Origin of the sequence: Clostridium sp. Marseille-P3244, from assembly GCF_900120155.1 — a bacterium.
GTDB lineage: Bacteria > Bacillota > Clostridia > Lachnospirales > Lachnospiraceae > Mediterraneibacter.
The window spans coordinates 1189507-1207757 of record NZ_LT635549.1; the positions used below are offsets into that span (position 1 = coordinate 1189507).

An 18251-nucleotide genomic window follows, 5' to 3' on the forward strand; every position below is an offset into this window, starting at 1 on the left:
AGAAAGATAATGGATGGATACAGGATCCCGGAGATCTGGAAAGCAATTCCAGTTCCGGGATCTACAATAACATAAAAAAATCATAAAATAAAATTATTAATATTTATTTTATGATAAATATATGTTATAGTATAGTACAGGGAGTAATTTCTTATATATCTGGGCGGAGTTTTTCGCATGGAGAAAACTCCGCCCATTTTATCAAGACGGGGGCGGCTTTTCAGTTTTCGGGAGTATCGGGCCGCAGCCCTGTCTTTTGTGATAAGGGGAAGAGACATGCTGGATTTCAGGATGGAGACATTTCTGGCAGTTTGCCAGTGCATGAATTTTACAAGGGCGTCTGAAAAACTGAATATCACACAGCCTGCGGTTTCACAGCATATCCGTTTTCTGGAAAAGCACTATAATACAAAGCTTTTTCAATATGAAGGGAAAAAGCTGAAGCTGACAGGGGCAGGAGAGATCCTCAGAAATGCGTCTCTGACCATGATGCATGATGAACTGTCGATGCAGAGCGAGATGCAAAAGACTGACGGCGGAGAGAAGCTGTGTTTCGGAGCTACACGGACAGTAGGAGATGTCCTGATGGGAGGGGTCCTGAAGCGGTATCTGGATCAGGATCCCGAAGCGGATATTCATATGATCGTAGGGAATACGCAGGAGCTTCTCCGTCGACTGGACGCAGGGGAAATCGACTTCGCTCTTGTGGAAGGCTTTTTTCAGAAGAGCGAATATGATTTCCAGAAATATTCGGATGAAAAATATATTGCGGTGTGCAGTCCGGAGTATCCCTTCCGGGAAAAACCGGATAAAATTGAGAATCTTTTTCAGGAACGGCTGCTGATCAGAGAAGAGGGATCGGGGACCCGGGAGGTGCTTGAACGCTGGATGGACTCGCAGAATCTGAGCATCCATGATTTTGAAAAGACGACGGAAGTGGGGAGTCTGCAGACGATCCGGGAGTTGACAAAAGCCGGGTGCGGTATTACATTTTTATATGAGACTGCTGTGAAAGAAGATCTGGAGAAAGGCCTTCTGAAACGAATTCCCTTAAAGGATGTACGCATATCCCATGAATTTATGTTTATCTGGAGGAAGGGGAGCATATATGCGGACAGATACCGGGAGATCTTCCGGAGATTTTCTTCATAGAGTCCGGGAAACAGTCCGCCGCCGGCGTACGGACGGGGCGGATGAAATACGATATATCATAATAATATAGAAGGAAGTGAACTTCAGATATGCTGCAGGTAGAACATTTATCATATGATGTCATAGAGGAGGGAAAACCCTCTGAGATCCTGTCTGATGTAAGCTTTACGGTAAATGACGGAGAGATGCTTGTCATCACGGGGCCCAACGGCGGCGGCAAATCAACGCTGGCCAAGGTTCTCATGGGCATTAATAAGGCAACAGGAGGAAAGGTTTATCTGGACGGTCAGGACATCACAGACTATACAATTGACGAGAGAGCGAAAGCAGGGATCGGATTTGCGTTCCAGCAGCCGCCCCGTTTCAAGGGGATGACGGTGAGACGTCTCCTCTCTCTGGCGGCGGGGGAAACTCTGGACGAGAAGACATGCTGCGGTCTTTTAAGCAGTGTGGGCCTGTGTGCCAGAGAATATATCGACCGGGAAGTAGATACGACGCTGTCCGGCGGAGAGACCAAGCGGATCGAGATCGCCACGGTTCTTGCCAAACACCATAAACTCTGTATATTTGATGAGCCGGAGGCCGGCATCGACCTGTGGAGTTTTTCCATGCTGATCAAACGGTTTGAGCAGCTTCACAAAATGAAGAATGAGAGTCTGATCCTGATCTCCCATCAGGAGAGGATCATCCAGATGGCAGACCGGATCATGGTGATCTCTGACGGAAAAGTAGAGTCCATCGGAGCGGCACAGGAGATCATGCCGTCCCTGTTCGGACAGGAGCTGGATTCGTGCGAGTGCAGAAGGCAAAAGGGAGGTGAGCTCTATGGAGCTTAAAGATACGAAAGCGCAGGAAGCCGGAACGCAGACAGAAGAGAAGAAGATCGATCTGGACAGAGCGGTGCAGGATGTCCTGAACATGATCGATTCCTACGGGTTTAAGCAGGAGGGAGCATATAACCTGCGTCTCAACGGGATGGCCGTATGCCATGGAGACAGCCGCCATATCCATATTGTGAAAAAAGAGGACAAGCCGGGGATCGATATCCACATCAGCGGTGAGGCAAAGGAAGAGCAGGTCCATATACCGGTGGTCATGTCAAAAGAAGGCGTGGACATTGTATACAACGATTTCTATATTGAGGACGGAGCGGATGTGACGATCATCGCCGGATGCGGCATCCACGGGGAGGGCTGCTCCGAGACAAGGCATGACGGGATCCACTCGTTCCATGTGGGGAAAGGCTGCAATGTCAAATATGTTGAAAATCACTATGCGGAAGGAGACGGCACCGGGCAGAAGGTACTCAATCCCGTGACCAAGATCTATGTAGGCGAGGATTCCGTCTTTACACTGGAAACCACTCAGATCCGGGGTGTGGATTCCACGGAGCGGGAGAATTACATTGAGCTGGCGGACAACGCGAAGCTTTTTGTGACGGAGAAGCTGATGACGGATGAAGGGCAGACGGCGGTGTCCAACATGGATGTAGAGCTCAGCGGAGAGAACAGTTCAGCCAGGATCGTGTCCCGGTCTGTGGGGAAAGGAACATCCAAGCAGGTGTTCCATCCGAAAGCGATCGGAAACAACCGCTGTCACGCGCATATCCAGTGCGATTCCATCATCATGGACAAGGCGGAGATCAGTTCGATCCCCGAGATCGACGCAAGGCATGTGGACGCCCAGATCATCCATGAGGCGGCCATCGGACGGATCAATGATGAGCAGCTGGTGAAGCTGCGGACATTCGGGCTCAGCGAAGAAGAGGCCGAATCGGTGATCATCGAAAGTTTTTTGAAATAAGAATCAAACACAGAAAAGCGGCGGATTCCCGTCGCTTTTCATTTTCAATGTCCCTGCATACATAACTGAATCTTTAATTCGTCCAGCAACAGTTCGGCAATGGGAGAAAACACCTGATACTTTTTCCAGATCACATACATTTTCGTTTCCAGAGGCGGTTCCAATGGCCGAAAACACAGGCCGCTGCCGGGACTTGTATCGACCAGACGGTCAAACATCAGCAGATAGCCCAGCCCTTCCTTCACAAAAACAGAGCCGTTATAGGCAAGATTTACCGTGCCGGAAAGGTTCAGCATATCTGCTTTTTCACCGCACCATCTGGAAATATCGAATTTCATGCCCTGTGCGGAGCAGATCAGGGGAAGCCCGATGAGATCATCAACGCGGATACACTCTTTTTTGGAAAGCGGATCGTTCTCTTTCATTACAAGCCCCCAGCAGTCAACCCCGGGTATTTCTAAATAATTGTATTTGGAAAGATTCGGCGGTTCGGCAATTACTGCAAAATCAATCAGTCCCCGGTCCAGCCGTTCTGCAACCTGCTCGGTATTTCCGCTGGTAAGATGATAACGGAATAACGGATATTTTTTCTTAAATTCCTGAATTGTCTGTGCCAGATATTTGATTTGATAAGATTCGGCACATCCGATATGCACTTCACCGCCGGTTATATCATCCAGAGCCTGAAACTCATCCGCCGTTTTATCCACCATATCCAGAATGTCCTCTGCCCGTTTTCGCAGAAGCATCCCTTCATCTGTCAGGCTGAGGCCGGCGCTGCCCCGGCGGAAGAGCTTCCTCCCAAGCTCCAGCTCAAGTTCCTTTATTTGCTTGGACAGAGTGGGCTGGGAGACATGGAGGGCGTCTGCCGCCCGTGACATATTTCCGGTTCTTGCAATTTCTAAAAAATATCGTAAAACACGGATTTCCACAGGTATATTCTCCTTATATAGTTTTTGTATCAAGTTACAGGTCCAGTATAGATTAATTGAAAAATTAATGGCAACATAGGTTGTTGCAGTTAGAATTACAAGGCATATGAGCCATGGAGTTGCAGTTGTAACTTCATGGTTTCTTTTTGCCTTTTTCCCAGTATACTATCCTTGTCCTGTCTTCGGATTGGAGGTAACCATGAGTAATAAACACCTTACATATGATGACAGGCTTACTATCCAGGCAGGTCTGCAGCAGGGATTGAAGATCGCACAGATCGCCAAAAACATTGGAAAGGATCGGTCTACTGTCGGCAGAGAGATCAAAGCACACAGGAGACTGGTTGCCACTTCCAAAGGGAACAACTGTATCCACCATCGTACCTGTACCAGAATCCCGAACTGTCGTTCAGGCTGCTTCCATGGAAAGAAGCAGTGCCAGACAGCATGTGGACGATGCCAGGAAGGATGCCCTGATTATCGGGAAGAATTCTGTACAGACTATGAAAAGTCACCGTTTGTATGTAATGCCTGTGACCACCGGCTTCGCTGCCGTCTGCGCAGGATGCTCTATGATGCCAAGTATGCTCAGCAGCAGTATGAACAGATGCTCTCGGAGTCCCGGAAAGGAATCTCCCTCACAGAGCAGGAATTAAATCGGATCAATGATACGATTACACCACTGCTAAAAAAAGGACAGTCACTTCCTGTTATCTGTGAACGTTACAGAGATGAGTTGCCAGTATCGAACCGGACAATCTATTCCTATATTGACGCAGGTCTTCTGGATGCCAGAAATATAGATCTGAGAAGGAAACTACGCAGGTCGGAACGTAAAAAGAGCGGTCCGGTTCTCAGGGTAGATCGAAAATGCCATATCGGACGCAGCTATGAAGAATGCGAGGAATATATGCGCCAAAATCCAGATGCCATAGTCAGCCAGATGGACAGTGTGGTCATACACAAAGGCGGCCAGACACTGCTGACAATCTTGTTTACCAACTGTGACGTACAGCTCATGTTCCTGAGAGAGCGCAACACAGCGGGATCAGTAACAGAAATATTCTGCCGGCTGCGGGAAGCACTTGGAGATGAGAAATTCCGGATGCTTTTTCAGGTTATTATTACCGATCGGGGAAGCGAATTCAGCGATCCCGAAAAAATCGAAGCAGATATGGAGACCGGAGAGATCCAGTGCCGGGTATTCTATTGTGACCCGATGAATACAAATCAGAAGAGCAACTGTGAACGGAACCATGAATTGATCCGTTATCTCATACCTAAAAATCATGCAAAGGATGAATATACGGAAGAAGAGATCAGGGAAATGATGAACCACATCAATTCCTATCCACGAAAAAAGTGGAACGGACAGGCTCCTATAGATCTTTTTATCAAGATCTACGGCCAGGAGACTGCGAACCTCCTGGGCCTTGAAAAGATCCCATCCGATTCCATAACCCTTACACCGGCTTTGTTTAAGAAGTAAACCGGAATTTTAGAGAAGACAGGACACGGTAAAAAAGGAAACACAAACAGGGTGCATTTACAACTTCTGCGAAAAGTAAAAAATGCAGTCTGTGTTTTGTCATGCCTTCCTTTAAGAAATTTTACAAGGAAAATCGGAAAAAGGCAATCCAAAGCCAGAAAAACAGCTTAAAACAGTTGCAGTTACTCATGATCTTATGCAGTTACAACTTCATAAAGTTTTCAATGTGCAGTTACAACTTCAATGTTGCATTTAGAATTTCAATTAACCCAGGTCCAGTATAGGTATTCATGATATTCCTGTCAAGAATATCATGATATGAAATATAAATATTAGACATATCGCTTCTGTGCATTTATGATAAAAGCACAGGAGGTGCAGCAGAATGGCAGATGCATTCGATACGCCCGCTTTGATCTATCAGAATCTAAAGGACGCCGGCTGTGACATACAGACAACAGAGAATTGCATGTCTTTTGTAAAAGCCGGAAATTTAAAAGGAATGTTGCCGATTCTTCAGCAGTATCGAAAGGCGCTGCTCGGCACAGTACGGACAGGTCAAAAGAAAATCGACTGTCTGGATTATCTGATCTATAAAATTCAAAAAGAAATGAATGGAGGACTTTGATATGGAAGAAAAATTGATTTTGACAGAGGGATGGGACAAGACTTTTCCCCGGAGTGACAAGGCAGATCACAGCAAGGTGATATTCCATAACCGTTACGGAATTACTCTGGCAGCGGATCTGTATAAGCCGAAGAATGCCGGAGGCAGGCTGGCGGCCATCGCCGTATGCGGGCCCTTTGGTGCGGTAAAAGAGCAGGCTGCAGGTCTGTATGCACAGACGATGGCGGAGCGTGGATTTCTGACCATCGCATTCGATCCGTCTTTCACCGGTGAGAGCGGCGGCCAGCCCCGGTATATGGCATCCCCGGATATCAATACGGAGGATTTTCAGGCGGCTGTGGACTATCTGTCGCTGCGGGAAGATGTAGACCCGGAGAAGATCGGAATTATCGGTATCTGCGGCTGGGGAGGCATGGCGCTGAACGCCGCGGCCCTGGACACCCGGATTAAAGCGGCTGTGGCCTCTACGATGTACGACATGGCCCGTGTGAACGCGAATGGCTACTTTGATGCAGAGGACAGCGAAGCTGCCCGCTTCGAAAGGAAAAAAGCCCTTAATGCACAGCGGACCGAAGATTACAAAAACGGTTCTTATGCCCTGGGCGGCGGTGTGGCAGAGCAGGTTCCGGAGGACGCGCCCTTTTATGTAAAAGATTATCACGACTACTACAAGACCCGGCGGGGATATCATGCCCGTTCGCTTAATTCCAACGGCGGCTGGAATGTAACCGGCACCATGTCTTTTATGAACCAGCCCATTCTGCGGTACAGCAATGAGATCCGCTCTGCCGTGCTGATCATCCACGGTGAAAAAGCCCATTCCTGCTATTTCAGCCGTGACGCTTATGCCAATATGATGAAAGACAATCCGAATCCGGAGAACAAGGAACTGCTGATCATTCCCGGCGCGGTGCATACGGATTTGTATGACAAACTGGATGTGATTCCCTTTGACAAAATGGCGGCATTTTTTCAGAATGCCATGAACTAAAAGGTTATTTTCAGCAGATAACCGGAGGGCAGGAGGCAACGATATTTATGAAACAAAAACCGATTTCGCTTCTGATTACAGTCGTGGTTTTGATCAGCTGCCTGACAGTATCGTGGTAAACGGGTACTCTCCTTTTGGCGGCAGGGCTTGGGACCTATGCCCTTCATGGAAGGATCTGCACAAATGCAGTGTGCGAAGCCATACAAAGCGGATAGCGCCTCATTGATACCGCATCCTTTTACGGAAACGAGAGGGAAGTGGGTGAAGGCGTCCGTAAATCCGGCGTGCCGAGAGAGAAAATCTTCGTGCAGACCAAGCTGTATCCAAATCAGTACAGCCATGCTGCAAAAGCCATTGATGAAGCGCTGAAGAAGCTGGACATTGGCTATATTGATATGCTGCTGCATCATCCGGCCCCAGACGATGTAACGGCGTATGCGGCAATCGAAAAGGCCATACAGGACGGGAAAGTGCGCACTGCCGGTATTTCCTGCTACTATATCCGGGAGACAGATCCTTTCCTGCCGGAAGTATCCATAAAACCGGCGCTGATTCAAAATGAGATCCATCCGTATTATCAGGACAGCCCGGTGGTGGAGTATATTCAGAATAAAGGAATTGCTGTCCAGGCCTGGTATCCACTGGGCGGGCGGGGATACACCGGGGCAATGCTGGACGATCCTGTACTGCAGGAGATCGCGGCAGCACACAGAAAATCCGCAGCCCAGGTAATCCTCCGGTGGGATTTGCAAAAGGGGGTGGCGGTCATTCCGGGATCAGGCAATCCCGATCACATCAGGGACAATATCTCCATTTTTGATTTTGAGCTGTCAGCAGAGGAAATGAAGCAGATTGCCGCATTGGAGAAGAGGGAAAAGCACGACTGGTATTAAATCACGGAGAATATAAAAATATTGTCAAAAATGAAGGCAGACAACGGGATCGCGAAGATACTTGTTGTCTGCCTTATTCGGCCTTGCATCCACAGCAGAACCTTTATGTGGTTTTAATCTTCCTTTGCCCAGCCGTAGGAATATTTTACGGCTTTCTCCCATCCTTTGATCCGGGCGGCTCTTTCTGCATCGGTGATGGCCGGAGTAAACGTCCGGTCAATGGCCCAGTTCCGGATGACTTCATCCTTATTCTTCCAGTAGCCCACGGCCAGCCCGGCCAGATAGGCCGCTCCCATGGCTGTTGTCTCTACGCAGACGGGACGGTTGACCGGCGCGTTTATGATATCTGCCTGAGTCTGCATGAGGAAATTGTTGGCGCTGGCGCCGCCGTCTACTTTCAGGGCGCAAAGGTCGATCCCGGAGTCTGCCTTCATGGCGGTCAGGACGTCATTTACCTGATAGGCCAGCGACTCCAGAGTGGCGCGGATGATGTGATATTTGTTTACTCCCCGGGTAATGCCCACGATAGTGCCTCTCGCATACTGATCCCAGTAAGGCGCGCCCAGGCCGGTGAAGGCCGGGACCACATAGCAGCCGTTGGTATCCTTTACTTTCTGCGCCATATATTCCGAATCCTCCGCCGAGTCGATCAGGCGCATTTCATCCCGGAGCCACTGGACAGCTGCTCCGGCTACAAAGATAGAACCTTCCAGCGCGTAATCCACTTTCCCGTCCAGCCCCCAGGCGATGGTAGTCACAAGACCGTTGTCTGAAAATACAGGTTTCTCCCCGGTATTCATCAACAGAAAACAACCGGTCCCATATGTGTTCTTTGCCTCGCCCGGCCGGAAGCAGGTCTGTCCGAAAAGAGCGGCCTGCTGGTCTCCGGCAGCCCCCGCGATGGGGATGGGTCCGCCCAGGAAAGAAGGATCTGTCTCCCCGTAAATACAGCTGGAGGGTTTCACTTCGGGCAGCATGCATCCGGGAATATCCAGTTCTGCAAGTATTTCGTCGTCCCACTGCAGAGTATTGATGTTGAACAGCATGGTACGGGAAGCGTTGGAATAGTCTGTCACATGGACTTTTCCTTTTGTCATCTTCCAGATCAGCCAGGTCTCCACTGTCCCGAACAGGATCTCTCCCTGTTCGGCTCTCTGACGTACGCCCGGAACATGATCCAGGATCCATTTGATCTTTGTGCCGGAGAAATAGGCGTCGATGACCAGGCCGGTTTTTTCCCGGAATTGGTCTGTCAGTCCTTTTTCCTTGAGAGAATCGCAGTATTCTGAGGTCCGGCGGCACTGCCACACGATCGCGTGGTACACAGGCTCTCCTGTATTTTTATCCCATACGATGGCCGTCTCTCTCTGATTCGTGATCCCGATCGCGGCGATGTCAGCCGCGGCCGCGCCGATCTTGTTCATGGCCTCCACGGCGACTCCCAGCTGGCTTGCCCAGATCTCGTCGGCGTCGTGCTCCACCCATCCCGGCTGGGGGAAATATTGAGTAAATTCCCGCTGCGCGGAACTGCATACTTCCCCTTTCTCATTAAAAAGGATGCATCTGTTGCTGGTGGTCCCGGCATCCAGAGCCATCACATATTTTGCCATTTCGGTCTTCCTCCTTCCGTTTTTGTTTCCCGCCAGAAGAAGCCTGTATCTGCGGGAAAATCTCACATATACGATATATTTTTCTCATTATAACATACCCCGGAGAAAAAAGGGGATCACAGCGAAGAACAGATTTCAAAAAAATACTTGACGTATCTAAAATAATAGTGTACTATGTAACTATAGCACTAATACACATGAGATCATCACACTGAAGGAGGGATGACATGGAATATAATGCAGGCACTCCGATCTATCTCCAGGTCATACATGAGCTGAAGAAGAGAATGGTCAAAGGAGAATTAAAACCGGGAGACAAGATGCCCTCCAGCCGGGACCTGGCGGTAGAGTTCAAAGTCAATCAGAATACGGCTGCCAGGATCTACCGGGAGATGGAAATGGCAGGATACTGCTTTACAAGACGAGGCATCGGTACCTTTGTATCAGAGGAGGAGAATATGTTTGAGACATTAAAAAAAGAGATGGCAGGGAAACTGCTGGGAGATTTTATGCATGAGATGGAAGATCTGGGCTTCCGGAAGGATGATATTATCACCCAGATCGAAGAATATGAGGAGGACAAGGAGGACGGAGACAATGATGCTTGAATGTAGAGACCTGACAAAATGGTATGGCGGCACAGAGGCTGTGGCGGATCTTACACTGAATCTGGACGAGGGGAAACTGTATGGGCTTCTGGGAGAGAACGGGAGCGGCAAGACAACATGGATGAAGATGGCGGCGGGGCTGGCGAAGCCAAGCCACGGTGAGATCATCTACAAGGGACATCCGCTCACTTACAGGGATAAAGGGGAGATCGCATACATGGCGACAGAGCCGTTTTTCTATGATTTTATGAAAGTGGCGGATGTGGGGCTCTATTATGAAGATTTTTTCAAGGACTTTGACCGCGGAAGGTTTACAGACCTGATGATAAAGATGGGAATTCCGGACACGCGGAAAGTCAGGGATCTGTCCAGCGGCATGGCCGCAAAGGTCAAACTGGCGGCGACGCTGTCCAGAAATGCGGAACTGTATCTTCTGGATGAACCTTTAAACGGTGTCGATTATAAGGCAAGGGAAGAGATCGTGGATCTGATCCTGGAAGAGGCAGACGGGAAGAAGACCTTTGTGATCTCCACGCATCTGCTGGAAGAAGTGGAAAGTTTTATTGAGTATGCTATCTTTATCAGATCAGGTCAGCTGGTGGACAAGATCAACCTGGAGTCGGAACGAATGAAGAGCGGCCGGTCTCTCGGTGAGATCTATATGGATATCATGTGAGGAGGAACGTGGAGATGGGAAAACTGATTAAATATGAATGGAAGAAACAGAAAACTTCAAGGCTGATCATTCTTGCCGCGCTGGTGCTGGGAGCCGCGGTATTCGGATGGGCGCTGTTGTTTGGACATGACACATTGGCGGGGCTTACCATGGCACTGATGTTTTTCGTCGCGTTTCTGGTACTTTTATATACGGGGATCGAAAGTGTCATTGTCCTGAACCGGGATCTGAGGACGAAACAGAGCTATATGCTCTGGATGGTCCCGAAACCGATCTGGGAGATCCTGGGGGCGAAATTTATTTCTGCCATACTGCAGATGCTTTTTGTATTTGCCCTGTTCTTTACGGCAGGCTGCATATGCCTGGCATTCAGTGTGATCGACATCGGCGGCGTAAGAGCGATCGTCGAAGGGGTGAGAAAGGTGCTGCAGATCACCGCGGAAGGCGGGATCAAGTGGGCGGACATCCGGGTGATCCTGATATTTGCCGTCTATCTCTTCCTTTTCTGGATGGCTGTGATCTTTATCGGGTTTTTCTCCGTGATCCTGGCCCGTACCGTTCTGGTCAGATCCAGGTTTGCCGGACTGCTGGCGGTGATCCTGTTCTTTGTCCTGAACGTTCTGATGGAGATCGGTCTGGTGGCCCTGTATTCCGTTCCGGGCATCCAGGGTATGGCGGCATCCGGAGGCTGGAATATATGGGATATCGGATATTTTGCGGCGGTGTCTCTGCTCCTGTTCGGAGCGTCCGGATGGCTGGCAGACAGGAAGCTGAGTGTATAGATGGTGAAGTGTACAGTCAGGAAAAGCGCTGCCATGTGCGGCACCGGTCCGGGATGGGCCGGCACAGCCGCGGCAGCGCCTTTGCCGTGCAGAACAGTGAATAGATATTTCCGGGCCGCGGGATCATTTACATACATCGATCCATTCTTTCGCCCGGGCATATGTTTCCAGCTCATCGCAGGTCATCTCCACAGCTGAACTGGAACTTCCGGCAGCCGGAAATACTGTGTCAAACCGTTTCATGGATACATCCAGATAAGTGGTCACGGAATCCGGGTTACCGAAGGGGCAGACACCGCCGACGGCATGACCGGTCATATGCTCCACATCTTCCGGAGCGAGCATCCTGGCCTTCATCCCGAAGAATTGTTTGAACTTGCTGTTGTCGATCTTCTTGTCCCCGGCTGTTACGATCAGGATCGCGGCGTCTTTTTCCCTTGTGTAAAAGGACAGTGTTTTTGCGATCCTTGCCGGCTCCACGCCGACGGCCTGGGCCGCCAGGTCTACGGTGGCGCTGGATACCTGGAATTCAAGGATCTCCTTGTTAATATTGTTTTCTTTAAAATAGTTTCTGACGATTTTTACAGACATAATATTAAGGAACCTTCTTTCGTAATATAGCAGTTAAGCGCTGATATTATAACATGTGGTTAATAAAAATACAATCTGCAGCGGCATGACTTTGTACAGGTTTGAGAACAGGACATCTATCTTATTGATTTTCTTTCCCGGACGTGGTAAGATGAATCCCGTACAATCGAATAAAAAGTTTTCCCGGACGGGGAGCGCCGCTCCGGGTTTTTACTGTACACAGGAGCGTTAAGCATCTTTTCCCTGACGGATCTCAAAGTCAGGGAATGTACAAAAACACATGCGAGGGAATCCGTGTTCCGGAGTGAGAGGGCGCCAGTAAGCGCCGACCGTTAAGTGCCGGCTGTGCGGTTGTCAGACTGCGCCAGGGACAAAAAGCATGGCGGTACGTGTACAGGAGGTTGAGAGATGAAAAATGTCAATGTAAGGAAACTTGCTCTTGCGGGTATTCTGGTAGCAGTCGGCATCGTATGTTCGCCATTGTCGATCCCGGTGGGAGCATCAAAGTGCGCTCCGGTCCAGCATTTTATCAACATACTTGGCGGTGTGTTCCTGGGACCAGGTTATGCAGTGGGAATGGCGTTTGTCACAAGTCTTTTCAGAAACCTGATGGCTACGGGAACACTGCTTGCGTTTCCGGGATCCATGTGTGGAGCTTTTTTGTGCGGAATGCTGTACAAATATGGAAAGCATCTTCCACTGGCGTATCTGGGAGAGCTGTTTGGAACATCCGTTATCGGCGGGCTGCTGAGTTATCCTGTCGCTACGCTTATCATGGGGAGTGAAAGCGCGGTATTCGGATTTGTCCTTCCGTTTTTTGTATCCAGTTTCGGGGGGACCATCATCGCAGTGATTCTGGTGACAGCGATGAAAAAGATGAAAGTGTTTGACATTTATCTGGGTAATCTGGATAAAGCAGCGCAGACAGTTAAGAAAAAGAAGTAACAAGACGTGATTTTATGCCAGATAAAAAATCAGATTTATAAAAGAAAAACGGGGAGCTTGCGCCGGAAGCAGGCTGAGAGTAAGCTGGAACGCTTTGACCCGCAACCTGATTTGGGTAATGCCAACGTAGGGAGATACAGAATATTTACGACGTGGGTATCTTTTAATCAGGTTCCCCGTTTTTTTATTATATGGAAAGACAGGTGATTTTTTGTACGGCAGGAGGACAACATCATGATGAAAGAGTATCTGGAAAATGTGAGAAATAAAACACCGCTGGTGCACAATATTACGAACTACGTGACAGTAAATGATGTGGCCAATATGATCCTGGCCTGTGGTGGAAGCCCCATTATGTCAGATGAGGCAGAGGATGTGGAGGACATTACCTCTATCTGCGGCGGATTGAATATCAATATCGGTACGCTTCACAAGACAAGCATTGAGGGGATGTTCCGGGCAGGGAAGAAAGCCAATGAGCTGGGACATCCGGTGCTTTTGGATCCAGTGGGGGCAGGAGCCAGCGCGCTTAGGACCAACACGGCGCTGGAGCTTATGAAACAACTGAAGATCACCGTGATCCGGGGGAATATTTCCGAGATCAAGACACTGGCGGAAGGCAGTGGGACGACGAAAGGTGTCGACGCTGACTCCGCTGACGCGGTGACGGAAGAGACTCTGGACAGATCCGTGGCATTTGTGAAAGCATTCGCGAAGGAAGCGGGAAGTATTATTGCTGTGACAGGCGCAGTCGATCTGGTGACCGATGGAGCTACGTGTTACGTGATACGTAACGGCCGGCCGGAGATGGGGAAAATCACAGGAACGGGCTGTCAGCTGTCCGGAATGATGACGGCCTATGTGACAGCGGATCCGGAACATCCGCTGGAGGCCGCGGCCGCGGCGGTGTGCGTCATGGGACTTGCCGGAGAGATCGGATGGACCCGGATGCAGGAAGGAGACGGAAATTCTACTTACCGGAACCGGATCATAGACGCTGTTTATAATTTGACGGGCGAAGAGCTTGAGAAAGGGGCAAAATATGAATTGCGGTAATCTGGACGGCGGAAATTGCCGCAGAAAGGATCTGCTTCTCTATGCAGTGACGGACAGGAGCTGGCTGGGCGCCCAGACTCTTTATGAACAGGTAGAGAGCGCTCTGAAGGGCGGAGTTACTTTTGTCCAGTTAAGAGAAAAAAATCTTGATACAGACACGTTTCTCAGAGAAGCAAAAGAGATACAAAAATTGTGTGCCCGGTATAAAGTGCCATTTGTGATCAACGATAATGTGGATATTGCTGTCTTGTGCGGGGCAGACGGAGTCCATGTGGGGCAGAGCGATATGGAGGCGCTGGATGTGCGCAGAAAGATGGGGTCGGATAAGATCATCGGAGTGTCTGCCCAGACTGTGGAACAGGCATTGAAGGCCCAGGAGCACGGCGCGGATTATCTGGGTGTGGGAGCTGTATTTCCTACCGGGTCCAAGGCGGACGCTGTGGAGGTGGACCATCAAGTGCTGAAAGAAATATGCAGAGCCGTCCACATTCCGGTCGTTGCCATCGGCGGGATAACGAAAGAGAATGTGACAGAACTTAGAGGCAGCGGGATCTGCGGAATTGCCGTGATCAGCGCGATCTTCGCGCAGAACCATATTGAAGACGCGGCCCGGGCGCTTCGGAGGAAAACAGAGGAAATGCTCGCGGGCTGACAGAAAAGGGGAAAAAGATGATCAGAGGAGCTATATTTGACGTGGATGGTGTCCTGCTTAATTCTATGCCAGTGTGGGAAAATCTGGGGGAACTTTATCTTCGCAGACTTGGGATAGAGGCAGAGAAAGACCTGGGAACCCGCTTGTATACCATGAGTCTGGAAGAAAGCGCGAAGTATCTGATCGGTCAGTATCGTCTGGACAAGACTCCGGAACAGGTGATAGCGGAAGTGAATCTGGAGGTCAAAGATTTTTATAAGAACCGGGTCCCGCTCAAAGAAGGAGCGCGCCAGTATCTGAGTGAACTTAAAGAGAGAGGCGTGCCCATGGTGATCGCGACTACCGGAGACAGAAAAAACGCGGAAGCAGCGCTTAAGAGACTGAAAGTATTTCAGTTTTTTCAGGGGATTTTTACGTGCTCAGAGATCGGAAGCGGGAAGAATGAGCCGGATATCTATTATACAGCGGCTCTTCAGATGGATACAGAACCCTCTCAGACATGGGTGTTTGAGGACGCATTTCACGCAATCCGTACTGCGAAACAGGCCGGATTCCGGACGGTGGGTGTGTATGATAAGGCGAATGACCGGGACCTGGCACGGATCTGGAATACGGCGGACATCTATCTGCCGGAATTTAAAAACTTTGAACTGTTCTGGAAAAGAGCGTCCCGGGAATAGTGGACACTTTTCAGCGGTAGATTGGGGGCACCACCTTCTGCCGCTATATAAAATTAGTGCTGAAAACGTGTGTATGAGAAAGCGTACACAAAAGAAGAAAGGATGGGAAAATATGAAAACAGCATTAACAATCGCTGGGACAGACCCAAGCGGAGGCGCCGGGATTCAGGCAGATATCAAGACGATGACCGCGAATGGCGTGTTTGCCATGAGCGCGGTAACGGCATTGGTTGCACAGAATACGACCGGCGTAGCAGGGATTATGGAGGTATCTCCTGGATTTTTAAAACAGCAGATCGACTGCGTATTTACGGATATCCGTCCCGACGCGGTGAAGATCGGTATGGTTTCATCCACGGTTCTGATCAGGGCGATCGCGGAGGAACTGGCACTGTACAAAGCGGAAAATATTGTAGTGGATCCTGTCATGGTCGCGACAAACGGGGCCAGGCTGATCAGTGAAGACGCCATCGATACTCTGAAGGAGAGGCTTCTCCCTATGGCGGACATTCTTACGCCGAATATTCCGGAGGCAGAAGTACTTTCGGATATGAAGATCAAGACAGAGGAAGATATGATGAAGGCAGCGGAGAAGATCGGCGCCAATTATCGTTGCGATGTGCTTCTGAAAGGAGGGCATCAGATCAATGACGCAAATGATTTCCTCTACAGGAAAGAGGGCAGCCGCTGGTTTTACGGAAAACGGATCGATAATCCCAACACGCATGGCACAGGATGTACGCTGTCAAGCGCCATTGCCTCAAATCTGGCAAAAGGCTTTCCGATGGATGAGGCAGTAGAACGGGCCAAAGCGTATATTTCCGGGGCGCTGGGAGCCATGCTTGACCTGGGGAAGGGCAGAGGTCCTATGAATCATGCGTTTGCCATTACCGGAGAATATGCCAGGGAAGCGGTTTTAAAGACAGACGACAGCACAGCGCGCCACAGCAAAGGGGAGGTGCGGTGAGATGGCAGATAAGGCAGTAATGAAAAAAGGAACGTCTGTATTTGAGAACGGACTGATATGGTTTGGAGCGGGAGTTTCTATCGCGGAAATTCTGACAGGAACTTATCTGGCGCCTCTTGGTTTTGGAAAAGGTCTTGCGGCAATCCTGCTGGGACATCTGATCGGATGCTGCATGATGTTTTTCGCCGGACTCATCGGAGGAAAGATGAGGAAGAGCGCCATGGAGACGGTAAAGTTCAGTTTCGGGCAGAAAGGAGGGATCCTTTTTGCTGTTCTGAACGTGCTCCAGCTGGTGGGATGGACAGCGATCATGATCTATGATGGGGCCCTGGCGGCCAACGGAACATTTAATACAGGTTCCTGGGTGTGGTGCATCGTGATCGGAGCGCTTATCATCCTGTGGATTGCTGTGGGTGTGACGAATCTTGGAAAGATCAATACGGTTGCGATGGCAGCGCTGTTTATCCTGACTCTGATCCTGTGCGGGGTTATTTTCTTCGGAGGAGGAGAATCGGGGATCCTGAGCGGAGAGGCGATGAGTTTCGGGGCGGCGGTGGAACTGTCCGTGGCCATGCCGCTTTCCTGGCTCCCGGTGATCAGCGACTATACCCGGGAGGCGGAGAAGCCGGTAAAGGCTACGGCGGCCAGTGTCGTGGTCTACGGACTGGTAAGCTGCTGGATGTATGTGATCGGAATGGGCGCGGCGATCTATACCGGAGAGACAGATATTGCCGCGATCATGGTAAAGGCAGGACTGGGAATCGCGGCTCTTCTGATCGTGATCTTTTCCACGGTGACTACTACTTTCCTGGACGCATATTCAGCAGGTGTCTCCTCTGAGTCCATTTTTTCAAAATTAAAGGGCAATCATGTGGGAATCGCGGTTACTGTGATCGGCACTCTGGCGGCTATCCTCTTCCCGATGGATGATATTACGGATTTCCTCTATCTCATCGGATCTGTATTTGCTCCGATGATCGCAGTGCAGATCGCTGATGTATTTCTTCTGAAAAAAGATCGGAAGGCTTCAGAGTTTAACTGGAGGAATCTTGTGATCTGGCTGGTCGGATTTATCGTATACCGGTGGTTGATGACTGTTGACATTCCTCTGGGCAACACCCTGCCGGATATGGTAGTGGTGATTATTTTGTGTCTGGTCATAGACGCGGCCGCCGGCAGAAAACAGTGAATGTTGTTGTTAGAAAACCAGGACAGCCGGATCGGCGTTCCCGCAGGAAAGGATGGCTATGCTATGAGCTCTGATAAAAGAGGTCTTTTCTTCTGCCGGGGCGTATGCTATAATCTTTCTTTAGTAATCAGATAATAGGCAGATTGGGCTCAAAGAAGCCGGCCTGACTAAAGATAAGAGATGTGCAGGAGAGGAACATATGAAAAAATTTATTGAAGAGTTTAAAGCATTTGCCCTTCGGGGAAACATGATGGATATGGCAGTCGGTGTTATCATCGGCGGAGGATTTACAGGGATCGTGACGTCACTGACGGACAATTTTATCAATCCGATCCTGAATTTTGTGACAGGGGCTCAGACATATACATTACAGAATATAGCGGGATTTGCGTCAAAGTTCATATCAGATCTTGTGAATTTTCTGATCCTGGCTTTTGTTTTATTCTGCCTGTTGAAAGGGATCAATAAATTTATAACGCTCGGACAGAAAAAGGAAGAACCGGCGGCCCCGGAAACGAAACAGTGTCCGTATTGTTTAAGCGAGATCCCGGCCGCGGCTGTACGGTGCGCGCACTGTACTTCAGTGCTTGATGAACAGGTGTAGACC

21 protein-coding genes and 1 riboswitch are annotated in these 18251 nt (G+C 49.6%); of the genes, 18 read left to right on the plus strand and 3 right to left on the minus strand.

Going from position 1 to position 18251, the window contains the following annotated elements:
- Positions 1-276 precede the first annotated feature (276 nt).
- The 3 genes from BQ7367_RS07395 to BQ7367_RS07405 all read left to right on the plus strand — a co-directional run bounded on the left by BQ7367_RS07395 (position 277) and on the right by BQ7367_RS07405 (position 2955).
- Positions 277-1152 (plus strand): LysR family transcriptional regulator, encoded by an 876-nt coding sequence (locus tag BQ7367_RS07395; RefSeq protein ID WP_072526132.1) that lies wholly within the window; start codon positions 277-279, stop codon positions 1150-1152.
- A gap of 89 nt (positions 1153-1241) precedes the next feature.
- A complete protein-coding gene (locus tag BQ7367_RS07400) occupies positions 1242-1988 on the plus strand; it encodes an ABC transporter ATP-binding protein (protein ID WP_072524855.1) in 747 nt (248 codons plus the stop codon).
- Positions 1989-2040: 52 nt separating this feature from the next.
- Positions 2041-2955 (plus strand): SufB/SufD family protein, encoded by a 915-nt coding sequence (locus BQ7367_RS07405; RefSeq protein WP_442855398.1) that lies wholly within the window; start codon positions 2041-2043, stop codon positions 2953-2955.
- Between the two features lie 44 nt (positions 2956-2999).
- Here BQ7367_RS07405 and BQ7367_RS07410 read toward each other — a convergent pair whose 3' ends face one another.
- Complete coding sequence (locus tag BQ7367_RS07410) at positions 3000-3887, minus strand: LysR family transcriptional regulator (RefSeq protein WP_072524856.1); 888 nt, start codon at positions 3885-3887, stop codon at positions 3000-3002.
- Between the two features lie 199 nt (positions 3888-4086).
- Between BQ7367_RS07410 and BQ7367_RS07415 the strand changes: the two genes are divergently transcribed.
- From BQ7367_RS07415 to BQ7367_RS07430, 4 genes are all read left to right on the plus strand, one after another.
- Entirely contained in the window at positions 4087-5376 is a 1290-nt protein-coding gene (locus BQ7367_RS07415) for an IS30 family transposase (RefSeq protein WP_072524857.1), read from the plus strand.
- A gap of 385 nt (positions 5377-5761) precedes the next feature.
- Positions 5762-6004 carry a hypothetical protein gene (locus tag BQ7367_RS07420; RefSeq protein WP_072524858.1) on the plus strand — a complete coding sequence of 81 codons (243 nt, stop codon included), beginning with the start codon at positions 5762-5764 and terminating at the stop codon, positions 6002-6004.
- Position 6005: 1 nt separating this feature from the next.
- The gene (locus tag BQ7367_RS07425; RefSeq protein ID WP_072524859.1) at positions 6006-6995 is read left to right on the plus strand and encodes an alpha/beta hydrolase; all 990 of its coding nucleotides are present in this window, start codon (positions 6006-6008) and stop codon (positions 6993-6995) included.
- Positions 6996-7216: 221 nt separating this feature from the next.
- Positions 7217-7888: an aldo/keto reductase gene (locus tag BQ7367_RS07430; protein ID WP_268874782.1), complete on the plus strand. Its 672-nt coding sequence runs from the start codon at positions 7217-7219 to the stop codon at positions 7886-7888.
- A 113-nt stretch (positions 7889-8001) separates the two neighbouring features.
- On the opposite strand, the gene glpK is transcribed toward BQ7367_RS07430, so the two are convergent.
- The gene (gene glpK / locus BQ7367_RS07435) at positions 8002-9498 is read right to left on the minus strand and encodes a glycerol kinase GlpK (protein ID WP_072524860.1); all 1497 of its coding nucleotides are present in this window, start codon (positions 9496-9498) and stop codon (positions 8002-8004) included.
- Between the two features lie 227 nt (positions 9499-9725).
- Here glpK and BQ7367_RS07440 point away from each other — a divergent pair, with 227 nt between their 5' ends.
- From BQ7367_RS07440 to BQ7367_RS14890, 4 genes are read left to right on the plus strand one after another with little or no spacing between them, the layout of a single operon-like run.
- Complete coding sequence (locus BQ7367_RS07440) at positions 9726-10106, plus strand: GntR family transcriptional regulator (RefSeq protein ID WP_072524861.1); 381 nt, start codon at positions 9726-9728, stop codon at positions 10104-10106.
- Complete coding sequence (locus tag BQ7367_RS07445) at positions 10096-10782, plus strand: ABC transporter ATP-binding protein (RefSeq protein WP_072524862.1); 687 nt, start codon at positions 10096-10098, stop codon at positions 10780-10782. Before BQ7367_RS07440 ends, BQ7367_RS07445 begins: the two co-directional genes overlap by 11 nt.
- A 14-nt stretch (positions 10783-10796) precedes the next feature.
- Positions 10797-11564 carry a hypothetical protein gene (locus tag BQ7367_RS07450; protein WP_072524863.1) on the plus strand — a complete coding sequence of 256 codons (768 nt, stop codon included), beginning with the start codon at positions 10797-10799 and terminating at the stop codon, positions 11562-11564.
- Positions 11534-11668, plus strand: a complete 135-nt coding sequence (locus tag BQ7367_RS14890; protein ID WP_268874768.1) for a hypothetical protein — start codon at positions 11534-11536, stop codon at positions 11666-11668. The genes BQ7367_RS07450 and BQ7367_RS14890 overlap by 31 nt, the downstream gene beginning before the upstream one ends.
- A 19-nt stretch (positions 11669-11687) precedes the next feature.
- Here BQ7367_RS14890 and BQ7367_RS07455 read toward each other — a convergent pair whose 3' ends face one another.
- Positions 11688-12155, minus strand: a complete 468-nt coding sequence (locus BQ7367_RS07455; RefSeq protein ID WP_072524864.1) for a YbaK/EbsC family protein — start codon at positions 12153-12155, stop codon at positions 11688-11690.
- 408 nt (positions 12156-12563) lie between these two features.
- Between BQ7367_RS07455 and thiW the strand changes: the two genes are divergently transcribed.
- The 7 genes from thiW to mscL all read left to right on the plus strand — a co-directional run bounded on the left by thiW (position 12564) and on the right by mscL (position 18248).
- The gene (gene thiW / locus BQ7367_RS07460; RefSeq protein ID WP_072524865.1) at positions 12564-13100 is read left to right on the plus strand and encodes an energy coupling factor transporter S component ThiW; all 537 of its coding nucleotides are present in this window, start codon (positions 12564-12566) and stop codon (positions 13098-13100) included.
- Positions 13101-13139: 39 nt separating this feature from the next.
- A riboswitch (TPP riboswitch) is annotated at positions 13140-13250 on the plus strand.
- Between the two features lie 84 nt (positions 13251-13334).
- Positions 13335-14156 carry a hydroxyethylthiazole kinase gene (gene thiM, locus BQ7367_RS07465; RefSeq protein WP_072524866.1) on the plus strand — a complete coding sequence of 274 codons (822 nt, stop codon included), beginning with the start codon at positions 13335-13337 and terminating at the stop codon, positions 14154-14156.
- Positions 14143-14808, plus strand: a complete 666-nt coding sequence (thiE, locus tag BQ7367_RS07470) for a thiamine phosphate synthase (RefSeq protein ID WP_072524867.1) — start codon at positions 14143-14145, stop codon at positions 14806-14808. Before thiM ends, thiE begins: the two co-directional genes overlap by 14 nt.
- A 17-nt stretch (positions 14809-14825) precedes the next feature.
- Entirely contained in the window at positions 14826-15488 is a 663-nt protein-coding gene (locus BQ7367_RS07475) for an HAD family hydrolase (RefSeq protein ID WP_072524868.1), read from the plus strand.
- A 112-nt stretch (positions 15489-15600) separates the two neighbouring features.
- Positions 15601-16455, plus strand: coding sequence for a bifunctional hydroxymethylpyrimidine kinase/phosphomethylpyrimidine kinase (gene thiD / locus BQ7367_RS07480; protein ID WP_072526134.1), 855 nt, complete (start codon positions 15601-15603; stop codon positions 16453-16455).
- 1 nt (position 16456) lies between these two features.
- Entirely contained in the window at positions 16457-17644 is a 1188-nt protein-coding gene (gene cytX, locus BQ7367_RS07485) for a putative hydroxymethylpyrimidine transporter CytX (RefSeq protein WP_072524869.1), read from the plus strand.
- 199 nt (positions 17645-17843) lie between these two features.
- A complete protein-coding gene (gene mscL, locus BQ7367_RS07490) occupies positions 17844-18248 on the plus strand; it encodes a large conductance mechanosensitive channel protein MscL (protein WP_072524870.1) in 405 nt (134 codons plus the stop codon).
- Positions 18249-18251: the final 3 nt, after the last annotated feature.

Bases quoted from the DNA above. Each gene is read 5' to 3' on its own strand.
- BQ7367_RS07400 (WP_072524855.1), top strand. From the start codon at position 1,242: ATGCTGCAGGTAGAACATTTATCATATGATGTCATAGAGGAGGGAAAA.
- glpK (WP_072524860.1), bottom strand. From the start codon at position 9,498: ATGGCAAAATATGTGATGGCTCTGGATGCCGGGACCACCAGCAACAGA.
- BQ7367_RS07455 (WP_072524864.1), bottom strand. From the start codon at position 12,155: ATGTCTGTAAAAATCGTCAGAAACTATTTTAAAGAAAACAATATTAAC.
- thiW (WP_072524865.1), top strand. From the start codon at position 12,564: ATGAAAAATGTCAATGTAAGGAAACTTGCTCTTGCGGGTATTCTGGTA.
- BQ7367_RS07450 (WP_072524863.1), top strand. From the start codon at position 10,797: ATGGGAAAACTGATTAAATATGAATGGAAGAAACAGAAAACTTCAAGG.
- thiE (WP_072524867.1), top strand. From the start codon at position 14,143: ATGAATTGCGGTAATCTGGACGGCGGAAATTGCCGCAGAAAGGATCTG.
- cytX (WP_072524869.1), top strand. From the start codon at position 16,457: ATGGCAGATAAGGCAGTAATGAAAAAAGGAACGTCTGTATTTGAGAAC.
- BQ7367_RS07425 (WP_072524859.1), top strand. From the start codon at position 6,006: ATGGAAGAAAAATTGATTTTGACAGAGGGATGGGACAAGACTTTTCCC.
- BQ7367_RS07475 (WP_072524868.1), top strand. From the start codon at position 14,826: ATGATCAGAGGAGCTATATTTGACGTGGATGGTGTCCTGCTTAATTCT.
- BQ7367_RS07415 (WP_072524857.1), top strand. From the start codon at position 4,087: ATGAGTAATAAACACCTTACATATGATGACAGGCTTACTATCCAGGCA.
- thiM (WP_072524866.1), top strand. From the start codon at position 13,335: ATGATGAAAGAGTATCTGGAAAATGTGAGAAATAAAACACCGCTGGTG.
- BQ7367_RS14890 (WP_268874768.1), top strand. From the start codon at position 11,534: ATGGCTGGCAGACAGGAAGCTGAGTGTATAGATGGTGAAGTGTACAGT.
- BQ7367_RS07395 (WP_072526132.1), top strand. From the start codon at position 277: ATGCTGGATTTCAGGATGGAGACATTTCTGGCAGTTTGCCAGTGCATG.
- BQ7367_RS07440 (WP_072524861.1), top strand. From the start codon at position 9,726: ATGGAATATAATGCAGGCACTCCGATCTATCTCCAGGTCATACATGAG.
- thiD (WP_072526134.1), top strand. From the start codon at position 15,601: ATGAAAACAGCATTAACAATCGCTGGGACAGACCCAAGCGGAGGCGCC.
- BQ7367_RS07445 (WP_072524862.1), top strand. From the start codon at position 10,096: ATGATGCTTGAATGTAGAGACCTGACAAAATGGTATGGCGGCACAGAG.
- BQ7367_RS07420 (WP_072524858.1), top strand. From the start codon at position 5,762: ATGGCAGATGCATTCGATACGCCCGCTTTGATCTATCAGAATCTAAAG.
- mscL (WP_072524870.1), top strand. From the start codon at position 17,844: ATGAAAAAATTTATTGAAGAGTTTAAAGCATTTGCCCTTCGGGGAAAC.